At 58.9% G+C, this 19798-nt stretch carries 16 protein-coding genes; 11 read left to right on the forward strand and 5 right to left on the reverse strand.

What is annotated here, in order from left to right:
- Positions 1 to 8 precede the first annotated feature (8 nt).
- From hutI to AC22LX_RS15955, 6 genes are all read left to right on the forward strand, one after another.
- Positions 9 to 1268, forward strand: coding sequence for an imidazolonepropionase (hutI, locus tag AC22LX_RS15930; protein WP_162184077.1), 1260 nt, complete (start codon positions 9 to 11; stop codon positions 1266 to 1268).
- Entirely contained in the window at positions 1265 to 2221 is a 957-nt protein-coding gene (gene hutG / locus AC22LX_RS15935) for a formimidoylglutamase (protein ID WP_047049171.1), read from the forward strand. The genes hutI and hutG overlap by 4 nt, the downstream gene beginning before the upstream one ends.
- Before the next feature lie 61 nt (positions 2222 to 2282).
- Entirely contained in the window at positions 2283 to 3008 is a 726-nt protein-coding gene (locus AC22LX_RS15940) for a histidine utilization repressor (protein ID WP_045395067.1), read from the forward strand.
- Positions 3009 to 3150: 142 nt separating this feature from the next.
- Positions 3151 to 4839 (forward strand): urocanate hydratase, encoded by a 1689-nt coding sequence (gene hutU / locus AC22LX_RS15945; protein WP_015367623.1) that lies wholly within the window; start codon positions 3151 to 3153, stop codon positions 4837 to 4839.
- Positions 4836 to 6371: a histidine ammonia-lyase gene (gene hutH / locus AC22LX_RS15950; RefSeq protein WP_015367622.1), complete on the forward strand. Its 1536-nt coding sequence runs from the start codon at positions 4836 to 4838 to the stop codon at positions 6369 to 6371. Before hutU ends, hutH begins: the two co-directional genes overlap by 4 nt.
- Before the next feature lie 99 nt (positions 6372 to 6470).
- Positions 6471 to 7853 (forward strand): amino acid permease, encoded by a 1383-nt coding sequence (locus tag AC22LX_RS15955; RefSeq protein ID WP_015367620.1) that lies wholly within the window; start codon positions 6471 to 6473, stop codon positions 7851 to 7853.
- A 100-nt stretch (positions 7854 to 7953) separates the two neighbouring features.
- Here AC22LX_RS15955 and AC22LX_RS15960 read toward each other — a convergent pair whose 3' ends face one another.
- Entirely contained in the window at positions 7954 to 8430 is a 477-nt protein-coding gene (locus AC22LX_RS15960; protein WP_015367619.1) for a kinase inhibitor, read from the reverse strand.
- A gap of 70 nt (positions 8431 to 8500) precedes the next feature.
- Positions 8501 to 9790 carry an adenosylmethionine--8-amino-7-oxononanoate transaminase gene (gene bioA / locus AC22LX_RS15965; RefSeq protein WP_487334083.1) on the reverse strand — a complete coding sequence of 430 codons (1290 nt, stop codon included), beginning with the start codon at positions 9788 to 9790 and terminating at the stop codon, positions 8501 to 8503.
- 85 nt (positions 9791 to 9875) lie between these two features.
- On the opposite strand from bioA, the gene bioB reads away from it, so the two are divergent.
- From bioB to uvrB, 5 genes are all read left to right on the forward strand, one after another.
- On the forward strand, positions 9876 to 10916 hold the full coding sequence (gene bioB, locus AC22LX_RS15970) for a biotin synthase BioB (RefSeq protein WP_032714117.1): 1041 nt from the start codon (positions 9876 to 9878) through the stop codon (positions 10914 to 10916).
- Positions 10913 to 12070, forward strand: coding sequence for an 8-amino-7-oxononanoate synthase (gene bioF / locus AC22LX_RS15975; protein WP_487334084.1), 1158 nt, complete (start codon positions 10913 to 10915; stop codon positions 12068 to 12070). The genes bioB and bioF overlap by 4 nt, the downstream gene beginning before the upstream one ends.
- Positions 12054 to 12809, forward strand: coding sequence for a malonyl-ACP O-methyltransferase BioC (gene bioC, locus AC22LX_RS15980; RefSeq protein ID WP_045395063.1), 756 nt, complete (start codon positions 12054 to 12056; stop codon positions 12807 to 12809). Before bioF ends, bioC begins: the two co-directional genes overlap by 17 nt.
- Complete coding sequence (gene bioD, locus AC22LX_RS15985; protein WP_487334085.1) at positions 12802 to 13482, forward strand: dethiobiotin synthase; 681 nt, start codon at positions 12802 to 12804, stop codon at positions 13480 to 13482. Before bioC ends, bioD begins: the two co-directional genes overlap by 8 nt.
- Before the next feature lie 610 nt (positions 13483 to 14092).
- Positions 14093 to 16108: an excinuclease ABC subunit UvrB gene (gene uvrB / locus AC22LX_RS15990; RefSeq protein ID WP_045395058.1), complete on the forward strand. Its 2016-nt coding sequence runs from the start codon at positions 14093 to 14095 to the stop codon at positions 16106 to 16108.
- Positions 16109 to 16313: 205 nt separating this feature from the next.
- On the opposite strand, the gene pmrB is transcribed toward uvrB, so the two are convergent.
- From pmrB to eptA, 3 genes are read right to left on the reverse strand one after another with little or no spacing between them, the layout of a single operon-like run.
- Positions 16314 to 17411, reverse strand: a complete 1098-nt coding sequence (gene pmrB, locus AC22LX_RS15995) for a two-component system sensor histidine kinase PmrB (RefSeq protein ID WP_045395056.1) — start codon at positions 17409 to 17411, stop codon at positions 16314 to 16316.
- A 4-nt stretch (positions 17412 to 17415) separates the two neighbouring features.
- On the reverse strand, positions 17416 to 18087 hold the full coding sequence (gene pmrA / locus AC22LX_RS16000) for a two-component system response regulator PmrA (protein ID WP_487334086.1): 672 nt from the start codon (positions 18085 to 18087) through the stop codon (positions 17416 to 17418).
- Positions 18084 to 19727, reverse strand: a complete 1644-nt coding sequence (gene eptA, locus AC22LX_RS16005) for a phosphoethanolamine transferase EptA (protein WP_487334087.1) — start codon at positions 19725 to 19727, stop codon at positions 18084 to 18086. Before eptA ends, pmrA begins: the two co-directional genes overlap by 4 nt.
- Positions 19728 to 19798 lie beyond the last annotated feature (71 nt).

Consider the following 19798-nt stretch of genomic DNA (forward strand, 5'->3'; position numbering starts at 1 on the left):
CCGGCGTTATGAAAATAAATGTCTATACAACCCATGACAAGTTGAACGCTATGACTGAAGCCACCTCTGAACTCGTTATCTGGCGAAACGCGCGTCTCGCCACCCTGAACCCTGATTATTCCCAACCGTACGGCCTGCTGGAGCGCCATGCGCTGCTGGTGCGTAACGGCCGCATTGAGGCGATCGTCGACGATGCTGATGCCCCGGCGGGGCGTCGAATCGACCTCGAAGGCCGGCTGCTGACGCCGGGCCTCATTGACTGCCACACTCACCTGATTTTTGGCGGTAGCCGGGCGCAGGAGTGGGAGCAGCGGCTGAACGGCGTGTCGTATCAAACCATCAGCGCCAACGGCGGTGGCATTAACTCCACCGTGCGCGCCACGCGCGAAAGCAGCGAAGCTGAACTACTGGCGCTGGCGCAGCCGCGTCTTGCTCGCCTGCTGCGTGAAGGGGTGACAACGCTGGAGATTAAATCAGGCTACGGTCTCGATCTGCAAAACGAACGCAAAATGCTGCGGGTCGCCCGACAACTGGCCGACGACAATGGCGTAGAACTGTCGGCGACGCTGCTCTCCGCCCACGCCACGCCGCCGGAATATCATGGCGACGCCGATGGCTATATCTCGCTGGTCTGCGAGACCATACTGCCGACGCTGTGGCAAGAGGGACTGTTTGAAAGCGTTGACGTCTTCTGTGAAAACGTCGGCTTCAGCCCACAGCAAACCGAGCGCGTCTTTCAGGCCGCGCAGGCGCTGGGCATTCCGGTAAAAGGCCACGTTGAGCAGCTCTCGTCGTTGGGCGGCGCTCAGCTGGTGAGCCGCTATCACGGGCTTTCCGCCGACCATATCGAGTATCTGACGGAAGAGGGCGTGGCGGCGATGCGCGAAAGCGGCACCGTGGCAGCCCTGCTCCCCGGCGCGTTTTACTTCCTTAACGAAACCCGCAAACCGCCGGTGGAACTGCTGCGCAAGTACCAGGTGCCGATGGCGGTGGCGACCGATTTCAACCCGGGCACCAGCCCCTTCGCTAGCCTGCATCTGGCGATGAACATGGCCTGCGTCAAGTTTGGTTTAACGCCGGAGGAGGCCTGGGCCGGGGTGACTCGCCATGCCGCGCGGGCGCTGGGGCGACAGGAGAGTCATGGTCAGCTGGCGGCGGGCTTTGTCGCAAACTTCGCTATCTGGGATGCAGAACATCCGGTCGAGATGGTGTATGAGCCGGGGCGCGCGCCGCTCTGGGGGCGCGTGGTACGAGGAGAACTGCAATGATGCTGTGGCAAGCTACGCCCGCCAACCTTTGGCAGGGGCGTGATGATAGCGCGGAAGCGCCCAATGCGCTGCGCCTGTTCCAGACCATCGCCCGCGCGGAACGCTTCGCGCCGCAGGAGATGCCCGGCGATATCGCGCTGCTCGGCTTCGCCTGCGACGAAGGCGTACGGCGTAATAAAGGTCGTACCGGCGCCGGACATGGTCCGGAAACGCTACGCCGGGCGTTGGCCAATATGGCCAGCCATCAGGGCCATGACCGCTGCGTGGATATGGGCACGATTAGCGTCGACGGTGAACAGTTAGAAGCCGCGCATCAGGCGCTGCGCGAGGCGGTGGCCGCCTGTCAACGCGCCGGCAAACGCACGCTGGTGCTGGGCGGCGGCCACGAGACGGCCTTCGGCCACGGCGCTGGGGTACTGGATGCCTTCCCGGGTGAAAACGTGGGCATTATTAATCTCGACGCGCATCTGGATTTACGCTTTGCCGAATGCGCCAGCTCCGGGACGCCGTTCCGCCAGCTGGCGCTGGAGTGCGAGGCGCAGCAGCGAGGTTTTCACTATACCTGCATCGGCGTGAGCCGGGCGGCGAACACCCAGGCGCTGTGGGATGAAGCGGCGCGCCGCCAGGTGGCTATCGTTGAGGATCTGGAGGTGCTGGAGGCCTTCGAAACTCGCGTGTTGCCGGAGCTTGAGCGCAATATCGCGCAATTCGACCGTCTGTATCTGACTATCGATCTCGACGTGCTGCCGGCGCGCGAAATGCCGGCGGTTTCCGCGCCGGCGGCGCTGGGCGTGCCGCTGGCGACCCTGCTGCGGATCGTAGAGCCGTTGTGCCGCAGCGGTAAGCTACAGGCGGTGGATTTGGTCGAGTTTAATCCGCAATTTGACATCGACGGACAGGGCGCCCGCGCGGCGGCCCGTCTGGCATGGCAAATCGCCCATTGGTGGCGCTAGCGATCCGCGCTATTATTTTCGTTTCGCCGCTCCGCTTATTACGCATAAGGAAAGCCAGGCCATGTTTGCACAACAACCTCGCTCCGCGCCCGCGCCTTTCTATGAAAAGGTGAAGCAGGCGATCAGCGAAAAGATCCACCGCGGCGAGTGGCGTCCGCACGACCGAATTCCCTCGGAGGCTGAACTGGTCGCCCAGTTCGGCTTCAGCCGCATGACCATCAACCGCGCGCTGCGCGAGCTGACGGATGAAGGCTTGCTGGTGAGGCTACAGGGAGTCGGTACCTTCGTCGCTGAGCCGAAAGGGCAGTCGGCGCTGTTTGAAGTGCGCAGCATAGCCGATGAGATTGCCTCCCGCCGTCACCAGCACCGCTGCGAGGTGCTGCTTTTAGAGGAGACCGAAGCGGATGTTATCCAGGCGGAGGCGCTCAACGTCGCCGAAGGCACGCGTATCTTCCATTCGCTGATGGTGCATTTCGAAAACGAGGTCCCGGTACAAATCGAAGATCGCTGCGTCAATGCCGCGGTGGTGCCGGACTATCTACTACAGGATTACACCGCCACCACGCCGCATGATTATCTATCGCTCATCGCGCCGTTAACCGAAGGCGAACATATCGTCGAGGCGGTGCAGGCGACGTCAGAAGAGTGCGCGCTGCTGCGCATCATGCCGCACGATCCCTGTCTGCTTATTCGCCGCCGAACCTGGTCGACGACGCATATTGTCTCACACGCTCGCCTGCTGTTCCCCGGCGCGCGCTACCGGCTGCAGGGCCATTTCAGCTCGTAATTCTCCCTGGCGTCAGCAAAACGTGATTGCTGACGCAATATAACAAAATTGTATCATTTCTGTTAAATCCTGGCTTGCGTAGAGTTGTATAGACAAGTATATGTATCTACGTACACAACGTTAATTGTCAGGAGAAACCCCGATGTCGCAAAGCAAATATCGCCAGCTGGACGTACGTGCCCCGAGAGGCACGACGCTTACCGCCAAGAGCTGGTTGACCGAAGCGCCGCTGCGTATGTTAATGAACAACCTCGATCCCGATGTCGCCGAAAACCCGCATGAGCTGGTGGTCTATGGCGGTATCGGTCGCGCTGCGCGCAACTGGGAATGCTATGACGCTATCGTGAAGGCGCTGAAAAACCTGGAAAGCGACGAGACCCTGCTGGTGCAGTCCGGCAAACCGGTCGGCGTATTTAAAACGCATGAAAACTCGCCGCGCGTGCTGATCGCTAACTCCAACCTGGTCCCGCACTGGGCCACCTGGGAACACTTCAACGAACTGGATGCCAAAGGGCTGGCGATGTACGGCCAGATGACCGCCGGCAGCTGGATCTACATCGGTAGCCAGGGCATCGTGCAGGGCACCTATGAAACCTTCGTCGAAGCCGGTCGCCAGCACTATCAGGGCAGCCTGAAAGGCCGCTGGGTGTTAACCGCCGGTCTGGGCGGTATGGGCGGCGCGCAGCCGCTGGCCGCGACGCTGGCAGGCGCCTGCTCGCTGAACATTGAATGTCAGCAGAGCCGCATCGATTTCCGTCTGCGTACCCGCTACGTGGATGAACAGGCCACTTCTCTGGATGACGCCCTGGCGCGCATCAAAAAATATACCGCCGAAGGCCGCGCTATCTCCATCGCGCTGTGCGGCAACGCCGCGGATATCGTTCCGGAACTGGTGAAACGCGGCGTGCGCCCGGATATGGTCACCGACCAGACCAGCGCCCACGACCCGCTGCACGGCTATCTGCCGAAAGGCTGGAGCTGGGAAGAGTATCAGCAGAAAGCCGAATCCGATCCGCAGGGCACTATTTTGGCGGCCAAACGCTCGATGGCCGACCACGTTCAGGCGATGTTGGCCTTTAATGAAATGGGCGTACCGACCTTCGACTACGGCAACAACATCCGCCAGATGGCGCAGGAAATGGGCGTCAGCAACGCCTTCGATTTCCCGGGCTTCGTGCCGGCGTATATCCGCCCGCTGTTCTGCCGTGGTATCGGCCCGTTCCGTTGGGTGGCGCTGTCCGGCGATCCGCAGGATATCTACAAAACCGACGCGAAAGTGAAAGAGATCATTAAAGATGATAAGCATCTGCACCACTGGCTGGATATGGCGCGCGAGCGCATCAGCTTCCAGGGACTGCCAGCGCGTATCTGCTGGGTAGGTCTGGAGTGGCGGCAGAAGCTGGGGCTGGCCTTTAACGAAATGGTGCGTAGCGGCGAAGTCTCCGCGCCGATCGTGATTGGCCGCGATCACCTTGATTCCGGCTCCGTCGCCAGCCCGAACCGCGAAACCGAAGCCATGCGCGACGGCTCGGATGCGGTATCCGACTGGCCGCTGCTCAACGCACTGCTTAACACCGCCAGCGGCGCGACCTGGGTGTCGTTGCACCACGGCGGCGGCGTAGGCATGGGCTTCTCGCAGCACTCCGGGATGGTTATCGTCTGTGATGGTACCGATGAAGCGGCAGCGCGTATCGCTCGCGTCCTGCATAACGATCCGGCGACCGGCGTGATGCGTCATGCCGATGCGGGTTACGATATCGCCATTGAATGTGCGGCGGAACAGGGTCTGAATCTTCCGATGGTTGCGGCAACGCAGGGGAACGCTAAATGAAATCTTTAACGCTAATTCCGGGGCAACTGAGCCTGTCGCAGCTCCGCGACGTTTACAGCCACCCGCTGAACATTACCCTCGATAGCAGCGCGTTTGCGGCAATCGATGAGAGCGTGGCCTGCGTTAACGCCATCCTTGCCGAAGGGCGGACCGCCTACGGTATTAACACCGGTTTTGGCCTGCTGGCGCAGACCCGTATCTCGACGGAAGATCTGGAGAATCTGCAGCGTTCGCTGGTGTTATCCCATGCGGCGGGCGTTGGCGAGCCGCTGGACGATGACCTGGCGCGCCTGATTATGGTGCTGAAGATTAACAGCCTGTCCCGCGGCTTCTCCGGGATCCGCTTGAGCGTGATCCAGGCGCTGATTGGCCTGGTCAATGCCGGCGTGACGCCGTGGATCCCGGCGAAAGGTTCCGTCGGCGCCTCCGGCGACCTCGCGCCGCTGGCGCATATGTCGCTGACGCTGCTTGGCGAAGGCAAAGCGCGGGTACGCGGCGGCGAATGGCTGCCGGCGACGGAAGCGTTACGTCAGGCAGGGCTGGAGCCGATTACCCTGGCGGCGAAAGAAGGTCTGGCGCTGCTGAACGGCACCCAGGCGTCGACGGCTTTTGCGCTGCGCGGCCTGTTCGAAGCCGAAGATCTGTTCGCCTCCGCGGTCGTTTGCGGAGCGTTAACCACCGAAGCGGCGCTGGGTTCGCGTCGACCGTTCGATGCACGTATTCACGAGGTGCGCGGCCAGCGTGGCCAGATTGATGCGGCGGCGCTCTATCGCCATCTGTTGACCGATGACAGCGCGATTTCGCAGTCGCACCATAACTGCGCCAAGGTGCAGGATCCGTACTCTCTGCGCTGTCAGCCGCAGGTGATGGGCGCCTGCCTGACGCAGATTCGTCAGGCGGCTGAGGTGTTGTTAGCCGAAGCGAACGCGGTCTCCGATAACCCGCTGGTCTTTGCCGCCGAAAATGACGTCATCTCCGGCGGTAACTTCCATGCCGAACCGGTAGCGATGGCGGCGGATAATATCGCGCTGGCGATCGCGGAAATCGGCTCGCTCTCCGAGCGCCGTATCGCGCTGATGATGGACAGCCATATGTCGCAGCTGCCGCCGTTCCTCGTCAAAAATGGCGGCGTCAACTCCGGCTTTATGATTGCTCAGGTCACGGCGGCGGCTTTGGCCAGTGAAAACAAAGCGCTGTCGCACCCGCATAGCGTTGACAGCCTGCCAACATCCGCGAACCAGGAAGACCATGTTTCCATGGCGCCGGCTGCCGGTCGTCGCCTGTGGGCGATGGCGGAAAACACCCGTGGGGTGCTGGCCGTCGAGTGGCTGGCGGCGGCGCAGGGGCTGGATATGCGCGAAGGGCTGACCACCAGTCCGCTGCTGGAAGAGGCGCGTCATCTGCTGCGCGAACGCGTGCCGCATTATACCCAAGACCGTTTCTTCGCTCCTGATATTGAAAATGCCACCGAGCTTTTGGCCGCACGTCACCTGACGCGTCTGCTGCCTGCCGTATTGCCTGGCCTGAATTAATCACCGTTGTTCTCTGTACCCGCGTCGGGGGGATGTCATCCCCCCGACCGTCCTACATCGCATATTTGTCGTCATATAAAAAAACCAGGACACCTGTATATGCAACAACAACACAAACCGCATCTGCTGCGCGGGCTGAATGCCCGACACATTCGTTTTATTGCGCTCGGTTCCGCTATCGGCACCGGGCTGTTCTACGGTTCGGCCTCCGCCATTAAGGCGGCGGGTCCGGCGGTGCTGCTGGCCTATCTGATCGGCGGCGCGGCGGTCTTTATGGTCATGCGCGCGCTGGGTGAAATGGCGGTGCGCAATCCGGTTTCCGGCTCCTTCGGCAGCTACGCTCGCCAGTACCTTGGGCCGCTGGCCGGATTTATTACCGGCTGGACCTACACCTTTGAAATGGTGATCGTGGCGCTGGCCGACGTCACCGCATTCGGTATCTATATGGGGTTGTGGTATCCCGATGTGCCGCGCTGGATCTGGATCCTTAGCATCATCTTCTTTATTGGCGCGATGAACCTGTGCAACGTGCGGGTGTTCGGCGAGATGGAGTTCTGGCTGTCGCTGATTAAAGTGGTGGCGATTATCGCCATGATGGCGGCGGGCGCAGGGATCATCTTCTTTGGCTTTGGCCATAGTTTCCCGGCCACCGGGCTGGAAAATCTGTGGAGCCACGGGGGCTTTGCGCCAAATGGCTGGCAGGGGATCATCGCCTCGCTTGGCATCGTGATGTTCGCTTTCGGCGGCGTGGAAATTATCGGCGTCACCGCGGCGGAAGCGCAGAACCCGAAGAAGGTCATCCCGCAGGCCATCAACACCATTCCGCTGCGTATTATTCTGTTTTACGTCTGCACCCTGGCGGTGCTGATGGCGATCTTCCCGTGGAATAGTTTTGGCGAGCAGGGCAGTCCGTTTGTGCTGATCTTCGATGGTCTCGGGATCCCGGCGGCGGCGACCGTGCTGAATATCATCGTGATTAGCGCCAGTATCTCGGCGATTAACAGCGATATTTTTGGCGCCGGACGCATGATGTACGGTATGTCGAAAGAGGGGCTGGCGCCGAAGTGCTTCCAGCGGATCGCCAGCAACGGCGTACCCTGGATGACGGTCGTGGTGATGGGCGTGGCGCTGCTGGTGGCGGTGGTGCTTAACTATCTGATGCCGGAACAGGTATTTGTATTGATTGCCTCGCTGGCGGCGTTCGCCACCGTCTGGGTGTGGCTGATGATCCTGCTCTCTCATTTCTCGATGCGCCGCGGGTTGTCGGCTGAAGAGCGCAGTAAGATCGAATTCCCGATCCCCTTCTGGCCGGTTGGCCCGCTGTTGACGCTACTGTTTATGGGGCTGGTAATCGCCGTGTTGGGAATGGTGGAAGAGACGCGCGTGGCGCTGTTAGCCGGGCTGGTGTGGCTGGGGCTGCTGACGGTGGTGTGGTACGCGCGCGTGCGTAAAACCGCGCTGCAGGTGGCCACGGAACAGTAAGGTCAATCTCCCCGGTGGCGCTGCGCTTACCGGGGCTACAAATGGCACTGACCATAGCGAGTAGCCCGGATAAGGCGCAAGCCGCTATCCGGGGGGATAATTAACTGAACAGGGCGGTGATGGAAGCGCTGGCGAGCGAATGGAAATGGACATTAAAGCCGACCATCGCGCCGCTCGCCTCGGCGTCGATATCAATCTTATCGATATCCAACGCGTGTACGGTAAAAATGTAGCGGTGGGTTTCCCCCTTCGGCGGCGCCGCGCCGCCGTAGCCGGCCTTACCAAAATCGGTGCGGGTCTGAATGGCCTCTTCCGGTAGCTCCGCCTGACCGGAACCGGCCCCCTGCGGTAAAACCCGGGTATCGGCAGGCAGGTTGGCTACCACCCAGTGCCACCAGCCGGAACCGGTCGGCGCATCCGGGTCGTAGCAGGTGACGACAAAGCTTTTGGTTCCTGCGGGAACGTCGTCCCACATCAGATGCGGCGAAAGATTATCGCCATCGTATCCCATACCGTTGAATACGTGACGATTAGGCAGCTTGCCGCCGTCTTGCAGATCGTGACTGGTCAGTTTCATGCTTCATCCTCATTGATAATGCGCTGATTAACAAAGAAGTGTAGCCGTCCCGACAGCGCAATTCCGCTGTTTATTCGCTAAAAAATGTTTCTTCTTGTACCGCCATATTGACCACTCGGGTCAGGCGAGTCAGCTGTTGTGGGCTGATGATATACGGCGGCATCAGGTAAATCAGGCGGCCAAACGGGCGGATCCATACCCCTTGCTCAACGAAAAAGCGCTGCAGAGCGGCCATGTTGACCGGATGACGGGTTTCAACCACGCCAATCGCGCCGAGTACGCGCACGTCGGCGACCCATTCTGACTCGCGCGCCGGAGCCAGCTCGGCCTTCAGCTGGGCTTCAATCGCCGCTACCTGCTGTTGCCATTCGCCGCTCTCCAGCAGGCGCAGGCTTTCGCTTGCCACCGCGCAGGCCAGCGGATTGCCCATAAAGGTGGGGCCGTGCATAAAGCAGCCGGCTTCGCCATCGCTGATGGTTTCAGCTACCGTTCGGGTGGTGATGGCGGCGGAAAGGGTCATGGTACCGCCGGTCAGCGCTTTACCCAGACACAGAATATCGGCGGAGATACCGGCATGCTCGCAGGCGAACAGTTTGCCGGTACGGCCAAAGCCGGTGGCAATCTCATCGGCGATCAGCAAAATCCCTTCCCGGTCGCACATTTTACGCACTCGCTTTAGCCACTCCGGATGGTACATGCGCATCCCGCCGGCGCCCTGGACTACCGGTTCGAGGATCACCGCGGCGATTTCGTGGCGATGCGCGGCCATCAGGCGGGCAAACGGCACCATATCCATCTCATCCCACTCGCCGTCGAAGCGGCTTTGCGGCGCGGGGGCAAACAGGTTATCCGGCAGATAGCCCTGCCACAGGCTGTGCATCGAGTTCTGCGGATCGCAGACCGACATCGCGCCGAAGGTGTCACCGTGATAGCCGTTGCGGAATGTCAGGAAACGACGGCGCGGTTGGCCTTTAGCCTGCCAGTACTGCAGCGCCATTTTCATCGCCACTTCTACCGCCACCGAACCGGAATCGGCGAGGAAAACGCACTCCAGCGATTCCGGCGTCATCGCCACCAGCTGGCGGCAGAGCGCCACCGCCGACGGATGGGTGATCCCGCCGAACATCACGTGCGACATCTGGTCGATCTGCGCTTTCATCGCCGCATTCAGGCGCGGGTGATTGTAGCCGTGGATCGCCGCCCACCAGGAGGACATGCCGTCAACCAGCTGTTCGCCGCCGGCGAGGGACAGCTCGCAACCGTGGGCGGAAACCACCGGGTAGACCGGCAGGGGGGAAGTCATAGAGGTGTAGGGGTGCCAGATGTGGCGCCGATCGAAGGCGAGATCGTCCAGTGTCATAAGCGACTTGTAAACCATTTTGAAAACATTTAGGTTTACGAGTATAAACCGAACCGTAAATTAACAAAACCCTTTGGAGAGGCTAATGGCTCACCACGCACGTTGGACAATGTCGCAAGTAACTGAGTTATTTAATAAACCGCTCATCGATCTGCTATTTGAAGCGCAGCAAATCCACCGTCAGCATTTTGACCCGCGTCAGGTGCAGGTCAGTACGTTGCTATCGATTAAAACCGGCGCTTGTCCGGAAGATTGTAAATATTGCCCGCAAAGCGCACGCTACAAAACCGGCCTTGAATCCGAGCGCCTGATGGAAGTCGAGCAGGTGCTGGAATCGGCGCGTCAGGCGAAAAACGCCGGCTCGACCCGTTTCTGCATGGGCGCGGCGTGGAAGAACCCCAACGACCGCGATATGCCGTACCTGGAACAGATGGTCAAAGGCGTCAAGGCGCTGGGGCTGGAGTCCTGTATGACGCTCGGTACCCTTACCGATAGTCAGGCGCAGCGTCTGGCCGGCGCGGGGCTTGATTACTACAACCATAACCTCGACACCTCACCGGAATTTTACGGCAACATCATCACCACCCGTACCTATCAGGAGCGTCTGGATACGCTGGATAAGGTGCGCGATGCCGGGATTAAAGTGTGCTCCGGCGGCATCGTCGGGTTGGGGGAAACCGTGAACGATCGCGCCGGGCTGCTGCTGCAGTTGGCCAATCTGCCAACGCCGCCGGAAAGCGTGCCCATCAATATGCTGGTGAAGGTCAAGGGTACGCCGCTGGCGGATAACGACGATGTCGACGCCTTCGATTTCATCCGCACGATCGCTATTGCGCGCATCATGATGCCTACCTCCTACGTGCGTCTCTCCGCCGGGCGCGAGCAGATGAACGAGCAGACTCAGGCGATGTGCTTTATGGCCGGGGCGAACTCGATTTTCTATGGCTGCAAGCTACTGACGACGCCTAACCCGGAAGAAGATAAAGACCTGCAGCTGTTCCGCAAGCTGGGGATCAATCCGCAGCAGACGGCGGTGCTGGAAGGCGATAATGAGCAGCAGCAGCGCCTGGAGCAGGCCTTACTCACCCCGGACACAGAGGAATACTACAACGCGGCGGCGCTATGAGTTGGCAGCAACGAATCGATCGAGCGCTGGATGAACGGCGGGCGGCGGAGGCTTTCCGCCGCCGCCTACCGGTAAGCCACGGCGCCGGACGCTGGCTGGAGCGTGAAGGGGAGCGCTGGCTCAACTTCTCCAGTAATGACTACCTCGGCCTGAGCCAGCATGGCGAGATTATCGCCGCCTGGCAGCAGGGAGCGGAACGTTATGGCGTCGGTTCCGGCGGGTCGGGCCACGTTAGCGGCTATAGCGAGGCGCATCGCGTGCTGGAAGAGGAACTTGCCGACTGGCTGGGCTATCCGCGCGCGTTGCTGTTTATCTCCGGCTTTGCCGCGAATCAGGCGTTGATTGCCGCGCTGGCGGAAAAAGACGATCGGATTGTGGCCGATCGCCTGAGCCATGCCTCCCTGCTGGAGGCGGCAAGCCTCAGCCCGGCGCAGCTGCGCCGCTTTACCCACAATGACCCGCAACAGCTCGCTCAACTGCTGGCGAAACCGCTGGACGGCCAGCAGTTAGTCGTTACCGAAGGGATTTTCAGCATGGACGGCGACAGCGCGCCGCTGGCTGACATTCAGGCGGCAGCCCGCAGCGCCGGAGCATTATTACTGGTTGATGATGCTCACGGAATCGGGGCGATTGGCGATGAAGGGCGCGGAAGCTGTCATACGCAGGCGGTTCGTCCGGAGCTGCTGGTAGTCACCTTCGGCAAGGCGTTTGGGGTAAGCGGCGCGGCGGTACTGTGCAATGAATCGATGGCCGACTATCTGCTGCAGTTTGCCCGTCATCTTATCTACAGCACCGCGATGCCGCCGGCGCAGGCGGTGGCGCTGAGCGCGGCCCTGCGGGTCATTCGCAGCGATGAGGGCCAGCAGCGGCGGGAAATCTTGAGCGCCCGCATCCGTCAGTTCCGCGCAGGAATGGGCGATGTTGCGCTGGGGCTGACCGATTCCCGGAGCGCGATTCAGCCGCTGATTGTCGGCGACAACGCGCGAGCGCTGGCCCTGGCCTCCAGCCTACGCGGGGCCGGCTGTTGGGCTACCGCTATTCGCCCGCCGACGGTTCCCGTCGGCGGCGCTCGCCTGCGCCTGACTCTGACTGCCGCTCATCAGGCTGAGGACATTGCTCGTTTACTGGAGGTGCTGCATGACCACGGTGAATAAGCTGGCGGTCGCCGCGGCGTTTGGTCGGGCGGCCAGCGGCTATACGCAACATGATGAGCTGCAGCGCCGCAGCGCTGAATTGCTGCTGCGCCAGTTGGCGCGGAGCGATTTTTCCCGGGTGCTCGATGCCGGCTGCGGCCCCGGCAGCATGAGCCGTTACTGGCGCGAAGCGGGAAGCGAAGTTACCGCGCTGGATCTCTCCGCCGGGATGCTGGCGCAGGCGCAACGCAACGACGCCGCGCAGCATTATCTGCAGGGCGATATCGAAGCGCTGCCGCTGCCGGATGCCTGCTTCGATCTGGCATGGAGTAACCTGGCGGTGCAGTGGTGTGACGAGCTAAGCGCGGCAATCGGCGAGCTGTACCGGGTGGTGCGGCCCGGCGGGCGAGTAGCGTTCACCACGTTGCTCGCCGGATCGCTACCGGAACTCAATCAAGCGTGGCGGGCGGTCGACGACCATCCCCATGCTAACCGTTTTCTCAGCGAACAGGCGGTAAGGGCGGCGCTGAGCGGCCTGCGCGCCGAAGGCGTCGTGCATCAGATTAGCTTACCGTTCGCCGACGCGTTAAGCGCCATGCGCTCGCTAAAGGGCATTGGCGCCACCCATTTACACCAGGGGCGGTCGTCTGCGCCGCTTAGCCGCGGCAAGCTGCGCGAACTGCAGCTGGCCTGGCCGCAACAGCAGGGCCAGTGCCCGCTGACGTATCATCTTTTTACAGGAGTCATTGAACGTGACTAAACGTTTCTTCGTTACCGGAACCGATACTGAAGTCGGTAAAACGGTCGCCAGCAGCGCGCTGCTGCAGGCGGCGAATCAGCTGGGATTTAACACCGCGGGCTATAAGCCGGTGGCTTCCGGTAGCGACCTGACCGCACACGGGTTACGCAATGAAGATGCGCTGGCCCTGCAGCGCAATAGCCGGGTAGCGCTGCGCTATGAACAGGTTAACCCTTATACCTTTGCCGAGCCGACCTCGCCGCATATTATTAGCGCCGATGAAGGACGACCAATCGCCGCGACCACGCTTTCCTGCGGCTTACGCGAGCTGGAACGCCTGGCCGATTGGGTGCTGGTGGAAGGGGCGGGCGGCTGGTTTACGCCGCTCTCGGAAACCCTGACCTTCGCCGACTGGGCGCAGCAGGAACAACTGCCGGTGATTTTAGTCGTCGGCGTTAAACTTGGCTGTATCAATCACGCGATGCTCACCGCCCAGGCGGTACGCAAGGCAGGGCTGCCGCTGGTGGGCTGGATCGCCAACGATATCCAGCCGCCGGGTAAACGCCATCGCGAATATCTGCAAACCTTAATGCGGGTATTGCCAGCGCCGCTGCTGGGGGAAATTCCCTGGCTTGCCGACGCATCGCAGCGTAAGGATCTCGCGCAGTACCTGGATCTGAGCCCACTGCAATAATCCCGCATAAGCCTGCGAGACGGCTCTATTTTTTGTTGACAGGACGATGAAATGTGGTCCAGAAAACGCAAAAAATCCAGCCGTCTTTAGCTGATAAATATCAAAAAAAATTCGATAATTTTTTTTAGTCGCGGGCTTTGGTCCGATGAGACTTTTCTGCCGGGTGGCAGACCTCGCGGCCTGCAGACAGTTATCCACTATTCCTGTGGATAACCTTGTGTATTAGAGTTAGAAAACTTGCGGTAAGCTAGAGAGTACGCGGCCTGCGAGCAAATTGGCGCGAAACCCGTCTTTTGGTAAATTATGTTTTATTTCAGCAAGTTAAATAAAAGCAATGGCTGTCAGAAAAGTGTCACCGGCTGCCATAAAAGATTCATTACCTTGCTTGACAAATGTTAAATGATAAATGTTTCTGGGGATAACCACACAGGCTGGTGGATTATTCCGCAAAGCGCGCATTTTACGCCCGCCGTCAGAGTACAACGCGTCCGTTTACCGCCATACAATAATGCGATACTGTTTTTATATCCAGTATTATTTATTGGCAAAAGTCAAACTGAAGGGTAGAATTAAACACCTGCTGGCCAATCCCATCTTCAGGTCCTGAAATATGAGCAAACCGTTCAAGCTGCACTCCGCATTCCGTCCTTCCGGCGATCAGCCCGAAGCCATCCGCCGCCTGGAAGAGGGGCTGGAAGATGGCCTTGCGCATCAGACCCTGCTTGGGGTAACCGGTTCGGGGAAAACCTTCACCATCGCCAACGTTATCGCTGATTTACAGCGCCCGACGATGGTGCTGGCGCCGAACAAAACCCTGGCGGCGCAGCTGTATGGCGAGATGAAAGAGTTCTTTCCCGAGAATGCGGTGGAGTATTTTGTCTCCTATTACGATTATTATCAGCCTGAAGCCTACGTTCCGAGCTCGGATACCTTTATCGAAAAAGACGCCTCGGTGAACGAACACATTGAGCAGATGCGTCTGTCGGCCACCAAAGCGCTGCTCGAACGGCGCGACGTGGTGGTGGTGGCTTCGGTTTCCGCCATCTACGGTCTTGGCGATCCGGATCTGTATCTGAAGATGATGCTGCACCTGACCACCGGCATGCTGATCGATCAGCGGGCGATCCTGCGCCGGCTGGCCGAACTGCAATACACCCGCAACGATCAGGCCTTCCAGCGCGGCACTTTCCGCGTGCGCGGCGAGGTTATCGATGTCTTCCCGGCGGAATCCGATGATATCGCGCTGCGTATTGAACTGTTTGACGAAGAGGTCGAACGGCTATCGCTGTTTGACCCGCTGACCGGCCACGTTGAATCGTCCATTCCACGCTATACCATCTATCCGAAAACCCACTACGTTACGCCGCGCGAGCGTATCGTTCAGGCGATGGAAGAGATCAAAGACGAGCTCGCTGACCGCCGCAAGGTACTGCTGGCGAACAACAAACTGCTTGAAGAGCAGCGGCTGAGCCAGCGCACTCAGTTCGACCTCGAGATGATGAACGAGCTGGGCTACTGCTCGGGAATTGAGAACTACTCGCGCTTTCTCTCCGGCCGCGGGCCGGGCGAGCCGCCGCCGACGCTGTTCGACTACCTGCCGGCGGATGGCCTGCTGGTTATCGATGAATCGCACGTGACTATCCCGCAAATCGGCGGTATGTACCGCGGCGACCGGGCGCGTAAAGAGACGCTGGTGGAATATGGCTTCCGCCTGCCGTCGGCGTTGGATAACCGGCCGATGAAGTTCGAAGAGTTTGAAGCGCTGGCGCCGCAGACTATCTACGTTTCGGCGACGCCGGGCGCCTATGAGCTGGAAAAATCCGGCGATGAGGTGGTAGATCAGGTCGTCCGCCCAACCGGGCTGCTGGATCCGGTCATCGAGGTGCGTCCGGTGGCGACGCAGGTCGACGATCTGTTATCAGAAATCCGTACCCGTGCGGCGATTAATGAGCGCGTACTGGTGACGACGCTGACCAAACGCATGGCGGAAGATTTAACCGAATACCTGGAAGAGCACGGCGAGCGGGTGCGCTATCTGCACTCCGATATCGATACCGTCGAGCGCATGGAAATTATTCGCGATCTTCGTCTTGGCGAGTTCGACGTGCTGGTGGGTATCAACCTGCTGCGCGAAGGGCTGGATATGCCGGAAGTATCGCTGGTGGCGATACTTGATGCCGATAAAGAGGGCTTCCTGCGTTCCGAGCGATCGCTTATCCAGACCATCGGCCGCGCGGCGCGTAACGTTAACGGCAAGGCGATCCTTTACGGCGATAAAATCACGCCATCGATGGCGAAGGCGATCGGTGAAACCGAACGCCGCCGCGAGAAGCAGCAGCGTTATAACGAAGAGCACGGTATTGTGCCGCAGGGGCTTAATAAGAAAGTGGTCGATATTCTGGCGCTGGGTCAGAACATCGCGAAGACCAAAGCCAAAGGCCGCGGTAAAGCCCGTTCTCCGGTGGAAGCCGATAGCGTCGAACTGACGCCGAAAGCGCTGCAGCAGAAGATCCACGAGCTGGAAGGGCAAATGATGCAGCACGCGCAGAACCTTGAGTTTGAGGAAGCGGCACAGATTCGCGATCAATTGCATCAGCTACGCGAACTGTTTATTGCGGCATCGTGAGGGCGATACGGGGAACGGTTAAAAAATGACGGCAATGCGTAATTTGCAATTGCCGTCACGCTATTATCTTAGGATCTTAATGTTGGCTTAATTTTCTTCAGCCAAACTATCCTCAGTTTAATGAGGATAGCGCCATGCAAAAACTGACTAACCGTGAATATCTGGCCATTGCGACCGCCTTTGTGATTGTGGTCGCCTTCTTCCATCAATGGGTATTAACCTTCTGACGCGAACTGCGCGGGAACAGCACCCAGGCTCGGACGCCCGGCCCGGGCTGGCGGTTATGCAAAAAGAATTGCGCATCGTGAAGTTGAGCGATGCGGGTGACAATGCTTAAACCGAGGCCTATTCCGCCATAGCGGCTGTCCATGCGGACAAATGCTTTACTCAGTTCGCCGCTCTTGGCCTCATCAATGCCCGGCCCTTCATCTTCTACTGCCAGAATCGGCGTATTTCCCGGTTTTACCGAAATCTTAATCTTCGACCCCGCGGGGCTATAGCGGTGCGCATTCTCCACCAGATTGCGTAAAATCACCCGCGCCAGCGTCGCATCTCCGGAAATGAGATCCTCGCCTGCGCCGCTTTCTATCTCCAGGGTCTGCTGGCGCGCTTCGAGCATTGTTTTCAGCTCATCCTGCAGGGGCTCAACCACATCTTCGCCCAAATGAACCTGCTGGTAACTCCCGGCGGAAAACGACTGCCCAACGCGCGCCAGTTGTAGCAGCTGAGAAATGCTGTTGGTCATCTGATCGAGACGTTGAATTAAGGGATCAACGCTGACGCCGTGAACCTTCGCCAGCAGTTCCAGATGCAGGCGCAGCCCGGCAAGAGGGGTACGCAGTTCGTGGGCGACGTCGGCGGTAAACAGACGCTCGCGATCGAGCGTCATGGTCAGCCGCGACACCAGTTGGTTAATCGCCATGGTCACTGCGGTCACTTCCGGCACCGACTCCTGCAGAATAATGGGTTGCAGATTATCCGGCGTCCGGCTTTCCAGCTCGCTCTGCAGGTTTGATAGCGGACGGGTGATTTTCTTCACCGCCACCAGGCTGATATACAGCGCCAGCCCGATGATCAGCAGGCTGGGTATCAGCAGGCTGGCGACCGCCTCGCGTACCTCATGCTCGACGTGCCTTTGATTGTTATGACCCTCAATGGCGCTGGCAACCAGCAGCTGGATTTGCTCTTTGCTTTCATGCCATAGCCAAAATACGCTGATCAGCTGGCAGACCACCAGAATCGCGCCGATGGTCAGCAGCAGGCGGTGGCGCATGGTCCAGGTTTCGGTCGCAAACAGTGCCATAGCGTTATTCTGACTCCGTATTATTCACCAGCATGTAGCCAAAGCCGCGGACGGTGCGGATCCGCGCTTTACCAATCTTGTCGCGCAGATTATGAATATGCACTTCGAGGGTATTGGTGGCCGGTTCGTTATCCCAGCTGTAGATATCATTGTAGAGAATTTCGCGATGCACCGGGCTGCCGGCCTTCATCATCAGGCGCGAGAGCAGGGCATACTCTTTTGGCGTCAGCTCCAGCGATTCGCCGGCCTGCCACACCTGACGACGGGTAACATTAAGGCGCAGGTTGCCGACGGTCAGCTCATTATCGCCCTGATTATTATGACGACGCAGCAGCGCGCGAATGCGGGCGTTGAGCTCTTCAAGCGCGAAAGGTTTCACCAGGTAATCGTCAGCGCCGGTATCCAGCCCGCTGATGCGGTCGCCCACGGTATCGCGGGCGGTGAGGATGAGCACCGGCTGGGTGAATTTCTCCCGGCGCATACGCGCCAGGAAATGCAGACCGTCTTCATCCGGCAGGCCCAGGTCGAGCACCACCAGACTGTAATGGTTGCTGGCTAGCGACAGCGCGGCTTCGTGCGCGGTGGCGACGCCATCGCAGACATAGCCTTCGCTTTGCATGGCCAGGATTAACCCTTGTAACAGGAGCGCATCGTCTTCAATGACTAAGATTTTCATCTGCCGGTCTCTCTACATGGCGTTAAAAGGTCGTCTTTTGCCTGATACTCGCGGGTGTCTACCCCGAGCAGGCCAAGCAGGGTAGAAAACAGATTATCTTGTGAATAATCGTTCGTCTTCGCGTGTTGTTGCAAACACTGGCTGGATACGCCATAGCGTTGCTGATAATCCGGCGACAGCCAGAGCAGCATCGGCACGTGTTTTTGCGTGTCCGGCGCTATGGAGTACGGCAGACCATGTAAATACACGCCGTCTTCACCCAGCGATTCGCCGTGGTCAGACAAATACACCAGACTGGTGGTAAATTTATCCTGTTTTGATTGCAGCAATTTTATCGCTTTATCAACTACATAGTCGACATACAAAATGGTGTTGTCGTAGGTATTGGTCAACTGTTGTTGCGTACAACTTTGGATTTCATTGGTATCGCATGTCGGAGTGAATTTTTTGAATTCAGCCGGATAGCGGTTGTAGTAGGTTGGGCCATGGCTACCAATGGTGTGCAGAACGATAATGCCATCCTGCTGTAAATTATCGATATAGCTATCCAGATTATGGAACAGCACGTCATCGTAGCACTCGCCATCAATGCACTGGCCGCTGAGGTTCAGGTTGGTGACGTTTTGGTGCGGCACGCGGTCACAGGCGCCTTTACAGCCGCCATCGTTGTCGTTCCACAGCACCTGTACACCGGCGCGCTGAAGAATATCCAGAACGCCTTCCTGATGGTGCGCCAGTTCTTCATCGTAATGCGCGCGCGGCATATTGGAGAACATGCAGGGGACGGAAACCGCGGTCGCGGTGCCGCAGGAGGTGGTTTTCGGGAAGTACACCACGTCGTCCTGCTTCAGGCGTGGGTTAGTTTCGCGATCGTAACCGCCCAGCGAGAAATTCTCAGCGCGCGAGGTTTCTCCCAGCACCACGATGGTCAGATTTTTACGCGCGCCGTTATGCATCACCGCTTTCTGTTTGGCATCTTCGCCGATCTTCACCAGCGGCAGGTTGTCCATCCGGTTATGCGCATACCATGAGTTCAGCGCCACAATGCTGTTGGAGGGACTTAACGATTTCACCAGCTCTTTATTGTTACGGAACACCGAGGCGTAATCTTTGTAGAACAGCGCCGCCACCAGCACAATCAGCAGTGCTGAAACGGCGATATTGAGCAGGCGCATCGCCGCGCCGCGCCAGAAAGAGGCCGGTTTACGAACTTTAATCCACCAGGCGACCAGAACCATCAATAGCCCGGAGAGGCCCAGTATGATGACCATTTTCGTCGACAGCAGAGCAAAGCTTTCCGCAGGTGTCGTATCGAAGATATTGGCGATCATCGAACGATCGATCACCACGCCGAAGGTCCAGATAAAGTACTGCGCCGAGGCGCTCAGCAGAATAAACAGGCTGATGACCACCCGGTCGAGTTTTAAGAACGAGGCGAGGGTGGTGATGATGTTCATCACGCTAATCGCCACGATCGGCATACTGAGGAAAACCAGCCAGTTATGGAGATTGTTTACCGGCAGTAGCGGGAAAACCTGGCGATAAAAGGCCAGGTTAAGAAAGATACCGATATAACAGGCAAAGAGAATCAAATAAGCCGTGCGGCCGAGTACCGGCCGACGTAAAGAAATAAACGACATAACGAATACCCTTAGTAGGAGATGCTCGTTATGTTGACAGCGATATTTTAAGACAACCTTAAGATTTTAAT

The sequence above is a fragment of the Klebsiella sp. PK01 genome (genome assembly GCF_057624675.1).

Bases quoted from the DNA above. Each gene is read 5' to 3' on its own strand.
- AC22LX_RS15955 (WP_015367620.1), top strand. From the start codon at position 6,471: ATGCAACAACAACACAAACCGCATCTGCTGCGCGGGCTGAATGCCCGA.
- bioC (WP_045395063.1), top strand. From the start codon at position 12,054: ATGACCACGGTGAATAAGCTGGCGGTCGCCGCGGCGTTTGGTCGGGCG.
- bioF (WP_487334084.1), top strand. From the start codon at position 10,913: ATGAGTTGGCAGCAACGAATCGATCGAGCGCTGGATGAACGGCGGGCG.
- pmrB (WP_045395056.1), bottom strand. From the start codon at position 17,411: ATGGCACTGTTTGCGACCGAAACCTGGACCATGCGCCACCGCCTGCTG.
- bioB (WP_032714117.1), top strand. From the start codon at position 9,876: ATGGCTCACCACGCACGTTGGACAATGTCGCAAGTAACTGAGTTATTT.
- bioA (WP_487334083.1), bottom strand. From the start codon at position 9,790: ATGACACTGGACGATCTCGCCTTCGATCGGCGCCACATCTGGCACCCC.
- pmrA (WP_487334086.1), bottom strand. From the start codon at position 18,087: ATGAAAATCTTAGTCATTGAAGACGATGCGCTCCTGTTACAAGGGTTA.
- hutG (WP_047049171.1), top strand. From the start codon at position 1,265: ATGATGCTGTGGCAAGCTACGCCCGCCAACCTTTGGCAGGGGCGTGAT.
- hutH (WP_015367622.1), top strand. From the start codon at position 4,836: ATGAAATCTTTAACGCTAATTCCGGGGCAACTGAGCCTGTCGCAGCTC.
- hutU (WP_015367623.1), top strand. From the start codon at position 3,151: ATGTCGCAAAGCAAATATCGCCAGCTGGACGTACGTGCCCCGAGAGGC.
- AC22LX_RS15960 (WP_015367619.1), bottom strand. From the start codon at position 8,430: ATGAAACTGACCAGTCACGATCTGCAAGACGGCGGCAAGCTGCCTAAT.
- AC22LX_RS15940 (WP_045395067.1), top strand. From the start codon at position 2,283: ATGTTTGCACAACAACCTCGCTCCGCGCCCGCGCCTTTCTATGAAAAG.
- uvrB (WP_045395058.1), top strand. From the start codon at position 14,093: ATGAGCAAACCGTTCAAGCTGCACTCCGCATTCCGTCCTTCCGGCGAT.
- eptA (WP_487334087.1), bottom strand. From the start codon at position 19,727: ATGTCGTTTATTTCTTTACGTCGGCCGGTACTCGGCCGCACGGCTTAT.
- hutI (WP_162184077.1), top strand. From the start codon at position 9: ATGAAAATAAATGTCTATACAACCCATGACAAGTTGAACGCTATGACT.